13 protein-coding genes and 3 pseudogenes are annotated in these 14,881 nt (G+C 52.3%); 8 read left to right on the top strand and 8 right to left on the bottom strand.

Going from position 1 to position 14,881, the window contains the following annotated elements:
- Positions 1–20: 20 nt before the first annotated feature.
- A complete protein-coding gene (gene rlmH, locus IPI63_RS03680) occupies positions 21–500 on the top strand; it encodes a 23S rRNA (pseudouridine(1915)-N(3))-methyltransferase RlmH (RefSeq protein ID WP_214066572.1) in 480 nt (159 codons plus the stop codon).
- Between the two features lie 6 nt (positions 501–506).
- Here rlmH and IPI63_RS03675 read toward each other — a convergent pair whose 3' ends face one another.
- The 3 genes from IPI63_RS03675 to IPI63_RS03665 form a co-directional block, all read right to left on the bottom strand.
- Entirely contained in the window at positions 507–1,166 is a 660-nt protein-coding gene (locus tag IPI63_RS03675) for a hypothetical protein (protein ID WP_292476695.1), read from the bottom strand.
- 21 nt (positions 1,167–1,187) lie between these two features.
- The gene (locus IPI63_RS03670; protein WP_292476694.1) at positions 1,188–1,790 is read right to left on the bottom strand and encodes a hypothetical protein; all 603 of its coding nucleotides are present in this window, start codon (positions 1,788–1,790) and stop codon (positions 1,188–1,190) included.
- Between the two features lie 99 nt (positions 1,791–1,889).
- Positions 1,890–3,020: a hypothetical protein gene (locus IPI63_RS03665; RefSeq protein ID WP_292476693.1), complete on the bottom strand. Its 1,131-nt coding sequence runs from the start codon at positions 3,018–3,020 to the stop codon at positions 1,890–1,892.
- A 181-nt stretch (positions 3,021–3,201) separates the two neighbouring features.
- Here IPI63_RS03665 and IPI63_RS03660 point away from each other — a divergent pair, with 181 nt between their 5' ends.
- The 4 genes and pseudogenes from IPI63_RS03660 (at position 3,202) to ilvC (ending at position 8,036) form a co-directional block, all read left to right on the top strand.
- Positions 3,202–4,725, top strand: a complete 1,524-nt coding sequence (locus IPI63_RS03660) for a (R)-citramalate synthase (RefSeq protein WP_214064582.1) — start codon at positions 3,202–3,204, stop codon at positions 4,723–4,725.
- 41 nt (positions 4,726–4,766) lie between these two features.
- Positions 4,767–6,508, top strand: a pseudogene (locus IPI63_RS12865) (acetolactate synthase large subunit).
- Positions 6,509–7,000 (top strand): acetolactate synthase small subunit, encoded by a 492-nt coding sequence (gene ilvN / locus IPI63_RS03645; protein ID WP_214064580.1) that lies wholly within the window; start codon positions 6,509–6,511, stop codon positions 6,998–7,000. It abuts the pseudogene before it with no gap.
- A gap of 40 nt (positions 7,001–7,040) precedes the next feature.
- Positions 7,041–8,036 carry a ketol-acid reductoisomerase gene (ilvC, locus tag IPI63_RS03640; protein WP_214064579.1) on the top strand — a complete coding sequence of 332 codons (996 nt, stop codon included), beginning with the start codon at positions 7,041–7,043 and terminating at the stop codon, positions 8,034–8,036.
- A 250-nt stretch (positions 8,037–8,286) separates the two neighbouring features.
- On the opposite strand, the gene IPI63_RS03635 is transcribed toward ilvC, so the two are convergent.
- Both IPI63_RS03635 and IPI63_RS13090 read right to left on the bottom strand, forming a co-directional pair.
- Positions 8,287–9,048, bottom strand: a complete 762-nt coding sequence (locus IPI63_RS03635) for a DUF1829 domain-containing protein (protein WP_292476687.1) — start codon at positions 9,046–9,048, stop codon at positions 8,287–8,289.
- On the bottom strand, positions 9,036–9,284 hold the full coding sequence (locus IPI63_RS13090; protein ID WP_394357581.1) for a DUF6978 family protein: 249 nt from the start codon (positions 9,282–9,284) through the stop codon (positions 9,036–9,038). Before IPI63_RS13090 ends, IPI63_RS03635 begins: the two co-directional genes overlap by 13 nt.
- Positions 9,285–9,916: 632 nt before the next feature.
- Between IPI63_RS13090 and IPI63_RS03630 the strand changes: the two are divergent.
- From IPI63_RS03630 to IPI63_RS03620, 3 genes and pseudogenes are all read left to right on the top strand, one after another.
- Positions 9,917–10,984 (top strand): annotated as a pseudogene (locus tag IPI63_RS03630) (IS256 family transposase).
- 849 nt (positions 10,985–11,833) lie between these two features.
- Entirely contained in the window at positions 11,834–12,202 is a 369-nt protein-coding gene (locus IPI63_RS03625) for a hypothetical protein (RefSeq protein WP_214065351.1), read from the top strand.
- 408 nt (positions 12,203–12,610) lie between these two features.
- Positions 12,611–13,909, top strand: coding sequence for a hypothetical protein (locus IPI63_RS03620; protein WP_292476685.1), 1,299 nt, complete (start codon positions 12,611–12,613; stop codon positions 13,907–13,909).
- A gap of 51 nt (positions 13,910–13,960) precedes the next feature.
- Here IPI63_RS03620 and IPI63_RS03615 read toward each other — a convergent pair whose 3' ends face one another.
- From IPI63_RS03615 to IPI63_RS03610, 3 genes and pseudogenes are all read right to left on the bottom strand, one after another.
- Entirely contained in the window at positions 13,961–14,206 is a 246-nt protein-coding gene (locus tag IPI63_RS03615; protein ID WP_366850857.1) for a tetratricopeptide repeat protein, read from the bottom strand.
- Between the two features lie 73 nt (positions 14,207–14,279).
- Positions 14,280–14,330, bottom strand: a pseudogene (locus tag IPI63_RS12860) (hypothetical protein); the annotation flags it as partial.
- 12 nt (positions 14,331–14,342) lie between these two features.
- On the bottom strand, positions 14,343–14,852 hold the full coding sequence (locus IPI63_RS03610) for a tetratricopeptide repeat protein (protein ID WP_214065354.1): 510 nt from the start codon (positions 14,850–14,852) through the stop codon (positions 14,343–14,345).
- Positions 14,853–14,881 lie beyond the last annotated feature (29 nt).

The following is a 14,881-nucleotide window of genomic DNA, read 5'->3' as shown; positions in this document are numbered from 1 at the left end:
ATCAAGCAGAGGTCCAGTTGATGATCCTCAGAATAATCGCTGTCGGTCGCCTGCGGGAGAGGTTCTGGCAAGAGGCTGCAGCCGACTACATCCGCCGCCTCCGCCCTTACGCTCGATTGGAGGTGGTGGAGGTTGCCATCAGTTCGAAAGAGGGCCTCTCCCCAGTAGAGGAGATGAAGGCGATGGAGGCGGAAGGGGAGGCGATTCTCAAGAGGCTCAAGCGCCAAAAAGGCTCAGTGCTGGTCCTGGACAGAACTGGAGATGCCCTGGACTCGCAGCAGTGGGCAGAGATGCTGGAGGGGCTCATTCTACAAGGCCAGTCTGAGGTGGCCTTCATAATTGGCGGCCCCCTGGGTCTGGCGCCGGCGGTACTGGACAGAGCAGATATGATCCTCTCTTTCTCTGAGATGACCTTTCCTCATCAGATGATGCGGGTGATCCTTCTGGAGCAGATATATCGCAGCTTCAGAATAATTCGTCACGAGCCCTATCACAAGTGATTGCGGCTAAAGCTCTGATCTGCTGGCAGTTATATTCCCTCCTCCCGCCTGGGTCCCGTCTTGATAGATTTTGTAGCTGCCCTCCATCCTCTCTCCGGCCAGGGCCAGATCGAGCCTGTAGTCCTTATTCTCCTCCACCTGCTTCACATTCAGGCTGATAGAATCATTGGAGGCTATACGGCCGGTGGCGGTTACAGGGATGTTTATGCCTTTCTGGTGGATATTTCCATAGCCCTGCAGCCGGTCTTTGGTCTGAATCAGGATCAGATCCAGTATATCCTGCCTATTCTGCCCGTCGATCACAGCGTCGAGAAAGACCTTCCAGTCGCCCTTCAGATCCACGACCGGATCTTCTTCTGCCACTGCCTCTTTTGCCGCCTTCACCGGCGCAGCCTCCTCTTTAGGAGCTTTTGCGCTCTCATTTGATGCCCCTTCTGTCCGGCTTGCATCTCCACCGGGCGGATTGTTCGGCTTGGTTGCCCCTTCCTCGCCATTGGAGTTGAGGGCAGCTGAATGGCCGGTAGAGGATATCACTGCCCTCTCGTACTCTGCATCATAATGGTATTCGGTGTTGCCCCTGATAATCCATGTGCCGCAACTTGCTCCGGCTGGGCTGCTCAAGAGGGCAGCTATCAATGCCAGATATACTAATGGATGTATGTTCAATATCTTCTCCTCCTTCCGGTCTCAACTGGAGAGTCTGCTGGCGGTGACATTCCCCCTCCCGGCCAGCCTCTCGCTCTCATATAGCTCGCAGATTCCCCTCATCCCGTCGTTGTTGGCGGTCAGATCCATCCTGTACTCCCTCTTCTGCCCGACTAAAGAGACAATCAAGCTGACAGAATCAGCGGATATATGGCCGGAGGCGGCAGCAGGAAATTCAATATCCCCTTCAAGGAGGCTGCCATATCCCTGCAGCTGGCCTTCTCTCTGGATGAGGATCAGATCCAAGGCCTGCTGCCTATCCTTCCCGCCTGGCTCATCCAGCCGGTCGGCCTTCATATCGAGCTGTACCTTCCATTCCCCTCCCAGATCTCTGCCAGGGGCACCCCCCGGGAGGGCCTTATCTTTATTTTGGGCCTCTTTCTGGTGGTCTTTGTCATCTGCGGCCTCTCTTCCTCCCGATCCCCTGACGGTGCCATCAGGATTGAGGGTGGCAGCAGAGCCAGTAGAGGATGCTACTGCTTGATCGAAGTCCGGGTCGGAGAGATAGTCGCTATTGTCCCGGATCACCCACCTGCCGCAGCCTGCCCAGGCTGGACAGGCGAGCAAGGCTGTGATCAGGATCAAGCATAGGATTGAATGGATCTTCAATATCTCGTGCTCCTTTATCTTTGATATCAATCGATTGAGCCTTTCTCGGCTGAGATGGGGAGGATGACCGCCCCCTCAGTTGATGAATCTGCTGGCGGTAGCATTCCCCTCTCCTGTCAATTCATTGCCGGAATACAATTCATAGCGCCCCTGGAAGCTCCAGCCCTCCTTCTCCAGATAAAGGCTCACGCTCTTGTCAATATCATTTCCAAATTCATCTATCACTGCCTTCGACCGCAGTCTCAGGGAGGTGGAGGTGACTGTACCTCTTATGGTCTGGGGGATCTTTATATTCCCCTCGATCAGATCTCCCATCCCCACGATGCTGCCTCCTGTTTGAATGAGATTTTTTATATCCAGAGTGCATCCCGATCCGGCAAGCTCAACGCTCCATTTTCCGCCCACATCCATATCATCCGATGATGCAGACTGGGGATCCCAGGTGCTCCGGGTCTCATCCAGCAGGCCGCCAGCGGCGGCAATTCCCCTCTCATCGGGAGCGAGCCTCGGCTTGCTCACATCGATGTTGGCGGTCTTCCCTCCTGGATGAGGGTTCAACTCGGCTGGTTTGGGTTTTTCCATGCTGGCAGAGGAATCTGTCACCTGGTTTTCAGAGGCGGGGGCAGAAATGGTGAAATTCTGCGATTTTAGGGCCTCAACTCCTCCTGCGCCCGGGCGCTTGACCTGCACCTGGACCTGATTCTGCCCGATATCGGCCTCAGAGGTATTCCAGGTCCAGCTATTCTCTGCTCCCCATCCCGTCTTCTCAATAAGCTCGCCGCCGGTTGCGGGCCCTTTCAGGAAGAAATCATAGAGAAGCTCCTCATCATCCGGAGCTGTTGCATTGGCCACCCAGATGATAGCCGATCCTGCCACCTGCGGGCTGGCCTTGTCTGGATTCAGGCCCTCTAAGGTCACATTTTTCTTCATCAGCTCGCCTGAGGTGTTCAAGGATGAGGCTGTGCTTACTTCGTTGGAGGCCCCAAATGCCGGGGACAATCCGCTGGAGGTCGGAAGATTCTGATTCTTGCTCACATGGGAATCGGTGTCTTCTGATGTGTCTTCTGATGTGTCTCCCAGGGGATTGATGCCCCAGCCATCTGCAGACGCAATATAGGTCAGGGGAAAGATCTGCACTGTTAAGCAGAAGAGCACAGTGGCAGAGATAAACAGCATATTGAACTTCATTCCTTTTCCATCCTTCACCGTTCTCAGCATGCGTCGGTTTTCAACGTTTTAAAGTTTCCCCTTGGACGTCATTCAACGAAGGTGCTCTGCTCGGAGGTGAAGTGCCAATCGGCATCGGCAAGCCCTTCGATAGCTTTATCAATCATTAAAGATCTTATGGCCGGAGACGGCTTATATGCCGTTGGGTGATTGAGCATGAATGCGTGGGATCGATTTATCGGGTAGAATACGATTTCTAGATACTACCCTACGTGACGGCGAACAGACTCCAGGCGTATCTTTGGGCATTGACGAGAAGCTCACCATCGCTCAAGGGCTAGACTCTCTTAGGATGGATGTCATCGAAGCCGGGTCGGCGATGACCTCCGAAGGAGAACGCCTGGCAATAAAAGCAATTGCAAATTCAGGCTTAAATGCCGAGATATGCAGCTATGTCCGGGCTTTAACCTCAGATATCGATATCGCTCTAGCCTGCGATGTGGACTCAGTCCACCTGGTCGTGCCGGTCTCTGACCTTCACATCAAGATCAAGCTGAAGGCCGATCGGGAGTCGGTGGTGCGCATGGCGGTGGACGTGACCGATTATGCCAAGGAGCATGGGCTGATAGTGGAACTGAGCGGCGAGGATGCCAGCCGCTCGGACCTCGATTTTCTGGCCAGACTTTACAGGGCTGGAATCGAGGCGGGCGCTGACAGGCTGGCCTTTTGCGATACAGTGGGCGTGCTGGTTCCAGAGGTGGCAGCGGAGATATTCTCCCGCTTCTCCCGGCTGGGAGCGCCCATCAGCATACACTGCCATAATGACTTTGGCATGGCCACTGCCAATACAATCGCTGCCCTTCGCGCCGGTGCCTCTCAGGCCCATGTGACTGTGAATGGAATTGGGGAAAGGGCGGGAAATGCCAGCCTGGAGGAGGTGGTGATGGCCCTGGAGTCCCTTTATCAGATCGATACCGGGATCAGGTGCGAGGATATCTACCAGCTCTCCAGGACTGTTGCGCGAATGACCGGCCTTCTGGTCGCCCCCAATAAGGCGATAGTGGGCGAGAATGCCTTTACCCATGAGGCGGGAGTCCATGTGCATGGACTTTTGGCCGATACCAATACCTATGAGCCTATGCACCCGGAGAGTGTGGGCAGAAAGAGGCGCATAGTTCTGGGCAAGCATGCCGGCCGGGCCTCAGTGGAGCTGGCCATGCGCGAGTTTGGCCTGTCTGTCACTCATCAGCAACTGGATGAGATAGTGGCCCGGGTAAAGGAGCTGGGCGATAAGGGCAAACGGGTCTCGGATGTGGATTTGCAGAGCATAGCAGATACCGTGCTCTCCATTCAGATGGAGCCGAAGGTGAAGCTGGAGGAGCTGACGGTGGTTGCCGGCAATACCGTCACCCCCACAGCCTCGGTCAAGATCCTCTTGGCCGGAAATGAGAGGCTGGAGGCGGGAGTGGGTGTGGGTCCGGTGGATGCGGCCATCAATGCAATAAGGAGGGCCATCTCAGGTGTGGCTGATGTTCGCCTCGATGAGTATCATGTGGATGCTGTAACTGGCGGGACCAATGCCCTGGTTGAAGTGTGGGTGACAATGGCAATGGCAGATCGGAAGATCACAGCTCGAGGAGCTGGCGCAGATATTATCATGGCATCAGTGGAAGCGGTGCTCAATGGCATCAACCGGCTGATGCGGCTGGAAGAGGAGGATATAGCTAAATGTCGAAAGGCATAGCCCGGACGGGCTCAGACAAAAATCGAGATACGCCCCAGAAGATGACCGGCGCCCAGGCGGTGCTGGAAAGCCTGAAGAGAGAGAATGTAGATGTGGTATTCGGGCTGCCCGGCGGGGTACTGCTACCTCTTTACGATGCCATCTACAACTCGGACATCCGCCACATTCTGGTGCGCCATGAGCAGGGGGCGGCCCATATGGCAGATGGCTATGCCCGGGCTACGGGAAGGGTGGGAGTCTGCATTGCCACCTCCGGGCCAGGGGCCACGAACCTGGTCACAGGCATTGCCAATGCCTATATGGACTCAGTTCCTATGGTGGCCATCACCGGCCAGGTGAACACCTGGCTGATAGGAAAGGACGCCTTTCAGGAGGCGGATATCACCGGCATCACCCTGCCCATTACCAAGCACAACTACCTGATCCGCAGTGCCAAGGAGATACCAAAGGTATTCAGGGAGGCCTTCTATATCGCTCGCACCGGACGGCCCGGCCCGGTCCTGATCGACCTTCCCCGCGATGTGACTGTGGATGAGCTGGTATTCACCTGGCCGGATGTGAGCCTGCCAGGATATCATCCCTCCGTCAAGCCCCATGAGATGCAGATCAGGAGGGCGGCAAAGGCTTTAATGGAGGCGAGCCAGCCGGTCATCTATGCCGGCGGCGGCGTGAGGTACGCCTCTGCTCATAAGGAGCTCTTGGAGTTAGCAAATAAGGTTAACACTCCTGTCACCACCACCCTTATGGGGGTGGGCTGCTTTCCCGAGGACCATCCCCTCTCTTTGGGAATGCTGGGGATGCACGGCACCAAGTATGCCAACTATGCCATCCAGGAGTCGGATCTGATAATCGCTATAGGCGCCGATTCGATGATCGGGTGACGGGCAGGACCTCCAGCTTCGCCCCCCATGCCATGATCGTTCATATCGATATCGATCCAGCGGAGGTGGGAAAGAACGTGCGGGTGGACATACCCGTGGTGGGAGATGCGCGTAATGCCCTGCAGGGGCTCCTCAAGGAGGTCTCGCCAAAGCCCAAAGGACCCTGGCTGGATAAGATCGATGGCTGGAAGAGGGATCATCCTGTGCGCTACATCCCGGACATGAACATCATCAAGCCCCAGTATGTTATCGAGAAGCTCTGCGAGCTGGCGCCCGATGCCATCATCACCACTGAGGTCGGACAGAACCAGATGTGGGCTGCGCAGTTCTTTGTGCATAAGGATCCGCAGAGGTTCATATCCTCCGGCGGCCTGGGGACGATGGGCTATGGCTTCCCGGCGGCCATTGGCGCCAAGATGGGGCGGCCGGAGAGCACCGTCATCGATATTGCCGGGGACGGCAGTTTCCTGATGAACAGCCAGGAGTTGGCGACGGCGGTGGTCAACGACATTCCAGTGAAGGTGGCAGTGCTGAACAACGGCTGCCTGGGTATGGTGCGGCAGTGGCAGGAGCTGTTCTTCGAGAAGAGGTACTCAGCCACCATTCTTGGCCGGACCAGCCCGGATTTCGTGAAGCTCGCCGAGGCCTATGGGGCGGTGGGCTTGAGGGCCACAAAGCCCTCTGAGGTCGAGGATGTGATTCGCAGTGCTCTGGCGATAGACCGGCCCTGTGTGATGGACTTCATCGTCAATCCGGCGGAGAGGGTCTCGCCCATGGTCCCTGCAGGGGCCACCTTGAGCGAGATATTGGAGCTGGAGTGGTGTGATGAGGTTCAATGCAGCCATCTGGAGAGGATTTACGCCCAGGAGAGGGAAGGGGTTTTCGGCGAGGAGGGCTGCTAGATGAAGCATGTCATAGCTGTCATTGTGGAGAACAAGTCCGGGGTTCTCACCCGCATCGCCGGCCTCTTCAGCCGCCGGTCATTCAATATCGATAGCCTGTCGGTGGGGGCCACAGACAATCCCGACTACTCCCGCATGACCATCTCTGTGCATGGTGACAGGGATACTTTGGAGCAGGTGATAAAGCAGCTCTCCAAGCTGATCAATGTCATCCGGGTGAGCGAACTGGACCCGGCCGATTCTCTGGAGAGAGAGCTGGCCATAATCAAGGTCAGCGTCGACCGGGAGAGCAGGAGCGAGGTTATTCAGATCGTGGACATCTTCCGGGCCAAGATCATCGATGTCTCCCAAAGGTCGATGATAATCGAGGTCACAGGAGATGAGGATAAGGTCGAGGCGATGATTCAGCTCCTGCGCCAGTTCGGAATAAAGGAGCTGGCCCGCACCGGAAAGGTCTCGATGGTGAGAGGGGCGAAGGTAATCAAAGCTTAATTATTATTTTTTGTTTATTTAATATTTGGAGGAATGAGATTTGGCGAAAATATACCATGACCAGGATGCAGACTTGAAGGCATTATCGGACAAGACCATCGCCATAGTGGGATGGGGAAATCAGGGGCACGCCCAGGGGGAGAATCTGAAGGATTCCGGCCTTAATGTGATAGCAGCCGACATTCCCGGCTCCAGGGCCTGGAAGAGGGCGGAGGCGAATGGAGTGAAGGCCATGAGCGTTGCTGATGCAGCCCGGGCGGCGGACTACATTCAGATCCTCCTGCCGGATGAGCATCAGGGCAGGATCTACCGGGAGCAGATCGCCCCCCATCTGGAGGAGGGGGATGTTCTGGGATTCAGTCATGGCTTCAACATCCGCTACTTCCAGATCGTCCCGCCCGAGAATGTCGATGTGGTCATGGTAGCGCCCAAGGGACCCGGCGACCTGGTGCGCAGGACCTATCAGGAGGGCAAGGGAGTTCCCTGTCTGGTGGCAGTGGAGCAGGATCACTCCGGTGAGGCCATGAAGAGGGCTTTGGCCTATGCCAAGGGCATCGGCGGCACCCGGGCAGGGGTCATAGAGACCACATTCACTGAGGAGACGGAGACCGATCTCTTCGGGGAGCAGGTGGACTTATGCGGCGGGGTGACGGAGATGATCAAGGCGGCCTTCGAGACCCTGGTGGATGCGGGATACCAGCCCGAGATCGCCTACTTCGAGGCCTGCCACGAGCTGAAGCTGATTGTGGACCTGATCTATGAGGGCGGATTCATGCGCATGTGGAACAATGTCTCCAACACTGCAGAGTACGGGGGCATGACAAGAGGCCACAGGATAATCAATGATCAGTCCCGCCAGGAGATGCTGGATATCCTGGCGGAGATCCAGTCCGGGGAGTTCGCCCGGGAGTGGATCCTGGAGAGCCAGGCCGGCCTCCCGGTCAAGAGGTCGCTGGAGAAGATGGAGGCCGAGCACCCCATTGAAGAGGTGGGAGCGCAGTTGAGGGCTATGATGCCGTGGCTGGAGAAGAAGTAGAAGCAAACTTTATATCGTGGGAGGTTATAGCATGGTCTCGTGCAGGAGCAAGTTGATGCATTCGGATGCAATGGCATGATATGCTCTTGACATAGACGATTATCAAAAACCAGAAGAACTACATAACAGGAGGGAGGAGCAGTTTCAGAAGCGCGGCCACCTGGCCGCGTTTCGGAAGCTGTATCTATTCATTAAGCAGCAATCACATAATTCAATGGGATTGCTCTGGATGGGCTGCATTGCCCATATATCATACAACCAGTTCCTCTACCATTTCCTGCCTTTTGCTCCATAGAATGGGATAAACCTCGTAGCTGTTGAGTGCATCCATGACCGAAGAGGAGACCGGCTTTTCCGAATCATTTAAAAGAGCATAAGCTCTGGAGTCCGCAGCTCTCACCTCTCTGGTATCGATCCAGGCAAAAGCCGTCGCGCCTGCCTCATCCCTGCTCGGGCGGTTTATCGCCTGGAGAATCCTCTCCGGTCGCTTCTTTGACTTGGGGATCACAAAGTCGAATAGGTGGTCGTAGCCGCTTTTTCCCGTAAATTTCACATTTGGAGTATAACGAATCTCGTTTTCATCCAGCCAGGCGATGACATCCTCTAGAAATAGGCTCGTTACCATTGGTGAAGCCAGATAAAACAGATCATTTACAGCCAGCATGGCTTGAACGAGGTTATGCTTGCGCAGGGGGAAGTCGTCTTTGGATGCACTGACCTCCATTGCACCATTGACCAGCTTCACGCCGAAACCGTTTAGAGTCATTTCAAGAAGTGCAGATCTCTTGGGGCTCTCTAATTTACAGCCCGATATCTCAAGCTCGTCGAGAATATATCCGTCATCGGTGAGGATGTAACTCCCGTTCTGCCTTCGGGCATAGATCTGGAGATAATCATTATTTCGGTCGAGATAAGGCGTAGTTATTTCGATCCAGTCGGCAACCTGACGGAGTGTGATCTTGCTCCCAAGCCATGCAACATACTGATCGATTAACGTCTTTATCTCTTCCATTCTCCAATCCCTTTTTGTATATTTGGCGGTTTAGTTATATTACAGTATCTCATAAAATCCTGCAGCGTTATCCATAAGTCACTTGCATCTGAAAATTCATCCGATGAAATGGATTTTGCCCATTTAGTTCCATAACCCTCTCTATAGATATGAAGATGAGGACAAGCAATTTCTTCTCCATCAGGATTGCGGAGGTGCCCCCAGTCGCCCCCGCGGGCGGCGCTGAGAAGGTCGATCTTTCCCCCCCCCCCCCCCCGCCGCCCCCGGGGGGGTGGGGTTTTTTTTTTTTTTTTTTTTTCTTTTTCCCTTTGCTCCGGGCCCCGCCCCCCGGCTTTGCGGCGTTCTGTTCTCCGGGGGCGGGGGCCTGTTCGCCCTCTTCGGGCTCAAATGCGCCCGCCCCCCGCCCTTTTCTGGGGGGGGGGGTCCGGGGGCGGGGGGCCCGGGCCCTTTTCGGGGGGGGCTCTCCTCTCTTCTCCGTTTTTTTTGGATTAAGGTTCCCCCCTTCCCCCTCCCCTTTCCTTCCTCTTTGGGCTCCGCCCCCCCCTCGGGGGGGGGGGGCCGTTTTGGGGGCGCCCCCCAACCTCCCTTTTAAAAACCACCAGACACATGAAAATTGTGTACTTGGGTAGCGTGACGATTTTGCTGTAAAATTTACAGGAATATTCCGCAGCAGAAACCGACTTGCTGTTTACGAGATGACAGCAAGTCATTTCTAAGAGATATTATAATTGGCCCTGTATCCCCAAGTCGCAAAACTCAGGAGGGACACAGAGCCATGGATATAACTGATTTAGCAGAAGATTATCTTGTCGATGTCCCGATTGTGATCGGGACTCTTTCCCTGTAAGTGAAAGATCGAAAAGAATGCATGAAAAAGCTAACCACTACGCTCTTAAATGAGGTAATGCAGCAGGAAGCGGAGAATCTGATTTAAGCCCGCCCCTATGAACGCACTGGCAAAAGGAAGGCGCACAGGAATGGAACAAGATCGCGATCATTCAAGCACGGTGAAATCGAACTTGATAAACCTCAAATCAGAGAGTTCCCATTCAAGACTACCGTATTCGAGACATATTCTAGAGTAGAAGAATCTGTTAGGATCGCTGTTGCTGAATCTTATCTTAATGGAGTAGCGACAAGAAAGGTCGAAAGAGTATTCTCCAAATTCGGATTAGAAAATATCTCCGCCTCTGAAGTATCAAGAATTTCTAAAAAGTTAGATAAACAGGTACAAGAATTTTTAAACAAGCCAATCGAAGGACCAATTACTTACTTGTTCCTGGATGCAAGCTATTTCAAGGTCCGAGATGAGGGACGGTATGTAAACAAGGCACTGCTTATCGTTACTGGCATCCATGAAGACGGTTATCGCGAGATTCTTAGCGCTGAAGTCGCAGATAGCGAAGATGCATCTTGTTGGGGGAATTGCTTTGAAAGCTTAAAGGCGAGGGGGCTTACAGGTGTCAAATTAGTGACATCCGATGGTCATAAAGGGATACAAGCGGCTGTGCAAAAAGAATTTTTAGGAGCTTCCTGGCAGATGTGTAATGCTCATTTCATGCGCGCAGTGCTCAAGAACATACCCAAGAAAGATAAAAAAGAGGTTGCATATATGCTGAAGGATTCTCTTGAGGATGAGTGCAAGATGCAGGAGCTAGCAGTTATTCTTGATAGTAGAGGCGCTAAAAAGTCAGCAGACACAATTGATAGCTTCCGATTTGATCTTTAGAACTACAAATCTTTTCCTAGACAGCACTGGAGGCAGATCCGGACTACCAACGGCCTGGAAAGGATCAACAAGGAACTGAAACGAAGAAGTCGCGTATCAGGAGCATATTCAAATGATCAATCGCTCCTGAGAGTTATGGTTTGTATCATGATGGATATAAACGAGGATTGGATAACAGGTAATAGGTACTTATCTTTGGAGGAGTGAGTATAATCAGGATATGAGACCTCTAAGATTTTACAGCAATTATGGCACGCAACCGATCCGTCCCAAACATTACTGTAAATAGCCATAAAATTTTGCGTCCGATAGCCGATTGTCATCTATCCAGATCACTCTTATGAGCAGATAGATGGGATTAGGTCAGATTACCCCTCTCCCAAGATCACCAATATGGTATGGCCCTTTTATCAATAGACACAACAAACAAACACGGCACCGAAACCCCCGGAACCAGTCCCCCCCCTTTTTTTTTAAACACAACCCCCCCGGGGGGGGGGGTTGGAATCTCTCCTTTTCCAACGATAAACGGGTGAAGTGACGAAACCCTTTGCGGTAACCCGAGTTTTTGAAATCAACCCCAGGAGCTCAATGAGCCAAATCACCCCTGACTATGCTAATAGGTCTCCACAAATTAGGAGAACTCATTTTCCTTGGCTAAATAACTTTAAAACGAAACACCGGCCATCCTTGAATAAGCCCTGACAAACCCATAGCACCAACAGGTCCACAACTTGGAAATTCTAAATTAGTAATTGAATCAGATGAAGCCCAAGAAAATAGATTTTCGGAGAGGGGTATAATTAAATAATTGCTGGCCAGGGCATCGAGGTTGTATCGAAAGCACTCTGTCCAGAGCGCCGATCGCCTCCTCTGTCCTTCCCATCTCCAGCAAGAGGACGCCCTGTCCAGCCAGGCCTGAGCTGATTCGGGATCGATCTTTATTTGCCAAATTCACATCTCTTCTCTCTTTAAACGGAAGTGATAGGCAGTTCCATATCCTCCAACCAAAGAGATAAATATCATCGACCAGGATGAATTAGCTGGAGATGCTTCATGCAAAAGCTCGAACCTAACTTCACCGGAATAAATAGTCTGAATGAGAATCTGAGGGCAGCAGCTGAGGCTTACACTCTTAGAAGGCCAAATGATGTATACGACTTCTTAAAAAAGGAGCCTTCAGCTATCGCTCTGGTCTCGGAAGCGCATGAGAGAATTCGAGAGCATTTCCCTCAGGACGAGATCTTCCTGGAGGTCCTACGAGATCCAGACTCACCGATGGAAAAGGAGCTTTTGATCTCCATATCCACCAGACTTCCGCCAATCGATGCCATCAAAAAGCTGGACGCCTTTGATGATAGCTGGTGGCTTGGGGCTTCGAGCAATTCGCCTGTGGATATCTGTATTAAGGTGGAATACAGATAGCATCCCGGCAGAGAGAGTTCAACTGGAGCTCTTACCTGGCTTTAGCTGAAGAGCTGGGGAAAAGCTCTGATGATGAGGCAAAGCTGCGAACATCGATCAGCAGGGCTTATTATGCTGCGTTTTGCACAGCATGCAACTTCATCTCTCATGTAGATCATAAGCCGCTTCCAGATGATGAGCCAATTCACCAGTATGTCGCCAATTATTTTAGCGGCAAGACGCATGGCAGCAAAAAGAACAACAAGAGAGCCAAGATCGGCTCTGAACTTAGAAGAATGAGAGCAGATCGAGTAAGTGCTGATTATGATAGCCGCATGAGCAACATGAAGTCTCTGAATGCCGTAGTCATGGACGTTCTGGTTAGATCAGAGCGGGTAATCTCTTCACTTGAGAAAGGCGGGCTTTGAAATGGCAAAAGAACAGAGAATCCAGGACATTCCATCCTTCAAAAAGGCTCAATCTGATGCAAAAGACTTGGTAGCTCTAAAAAACGCTATGCCTGTGCTCCGTGGGCTAATAAAGCTGATTGGCATTGATGTAGACCAATTTGACAATGCATTTAAGGATGCAGAAAGGATAAAGGAATCAATCGAAGAAATCACAACACTTCCCGATCGATTCAACGATCATTTAGTGGCTCATGGCTGGATTATCTATGAGGGGATGAACCTGAATGTTGCAAAGACCGCTTTAGAGAAGGCGGATTCAGGAGACGTTGAAGGAGCAGAGGCTCACCTTGTAGAATACTACAATCCAGAAACCGTTCAGCATAAGCTGCGCAGAATGAAAGATATTGAAGAATTTCGTCCCAGGATGACGTTGGCCCAAAAAGCATTAACTGATTATCGTGAAGGACGCTATCATGCCTGTGTGCCTGTATTGCTTGCGCTTATGGATGGCATGGTAAACGAGCTTTATTTAAAAGCCAATGGGAAGAAAAAAGGCCTCTCTGCAGAGGGTGTTAATCTTGAGGCCTGGAATTCCGTCAGCGATCACAGCAATGGCCTGGGACGATTGGTTCCTTTAATGATGAAAGGCCGAAATAAGACCACAACACAGCAAATAGATATTCCCTATCGGCATGGAATAATGCATGGTATGGATTTAGGCTATGACAATAAGATCGTAGCAACCAAGACATGGGCGGCTCTTTTCTCACTTCGTGATTGGGCCATTAAGGTGGAAAAGGGGACCTTTGAGCAACCATCTGCTGAAAAACCGCTAAATATTGCAGATCTGGTTCATCAGATTCAAAAGAATCAGGAAGATCAACAACTCTTACAGAAATGGAAGCCGCGAGATATCAAACCAGGCCGAGATATCCCAGTTTCGGGAAAACCCGAGAATTACGAGGAAGGATCTCCTGAAAAGCTGCTGGCAGAGTTTCTCGGATACTGGCAGGATAGAAATTACGGATTCATGGCCAAGAGAGCTCTTGCATCAATATGTTCCAAAGACTCCGCAAATCCTCGTGATTTGAATCTGGCCTATTCAAAGAGAGTTTTGAAGGCCTTTGAATTCGAGGCGGTTAGAGATCAAGCTGCTGCGATAACGGTTATAGCCACTAAATTGACCTATGAGGAGTACGGCCATGAGGTTGAAAAGCCATTTGAATTCAGGTTGATAAATCTCGATTCAAAAGGAGAAATCCAAGTCAGAGGACAGCCTGAATGCTGTTGGTTTATCTTGAATTGGGGTTGGCTGTAAATGGGATGCGAGGTTCGCGGCCCGAAAGCTTGCGGAGCCGCAAAGAATGTACTAGCATACCCGCACAAGGTATAAAAAATAATTAAGAGCCATATATAGGCGCCAATCAACGTAAGAATCTCCTGTCTCATACCTTCTGGAATTCATATCCATCGCCTGGTCGAAGGCCAGGCTGGCCACATCGTATCTGCCCAGGATGGTGAGCGCCTCTGCCTTGGTGGTCAGGGCATCGAGATTGTCTGGCTGCATGGCCAGAGCCCTGTCCAGAGCGTTGATCGCTTCCTTCGCTCTTCCCATCTCCAGCATGAGGATGCCCCTTATCCAGCCAGGCCTGAGCAGATCCGGGATCGATCTGGATTGACCTATCGAGCGCGGTCCTGGCATCATCCTCCTCGCCCGAGGCGAGATTGGTAAGGGCCAGCCCCCGCCAGGCCTAGGCGTCATCCGGGTCGAGGCCCAGGGCTCTATCGAATGCCTGTTGGGATTGGTTGTATATGCTATCCTGACCGGCATCTTCAAATTCTGTCTCCTCAACCTCCCTTTCCCTGATCTTTGCAATGGAGATGAGGGCGAATCCCTTCATCTTCCAGGCGGCGGGATTCTCTGGATCAGCCTCCACCGCTCTGTTCAGGGTCTGAATGGCCTCATCGGTCCTGTTCAGTTTGGCAAGGAGGAGGCTCTTATTGCCTGTGGCATTGAAGTCTCCCGGATTGACGGCGATCTCCTGGTTGTAGATCTCCAGAGCCCTCTCAAAGCTCTCAATTGCCTGATCAAATAGTCCCTTCCACTTGAGTTTATAGCCCTCTTTGATCCAGTGATCGGCATCATCGCCTGCGCAGGTCGGGATGCACAGACCGGAAAGCGCTGTCAGGATGAGAATGAGCCAGCACAATCTGCATAGACTGTGATGGTGTTCGACCCGCCTGGTATTACAAATCTCCATTCTTTCCATCCTCCTCTCCATGGTTTATT

It is taken from the genome of Methanothrix sp., from assembly GCF_016706325.1.
In the GTDB taxonomy this organism is placed as follows: Archaea; Halobacteriota; Methanosarcinia; order Methanotrichales; family Methanotrichaceae; genus Methanothrix.
The sequence above is the reverse complement of the archived record's forward strand: the minus strand, read 5'-3'. Positions and strand labels throughout refer to the sequence as shown.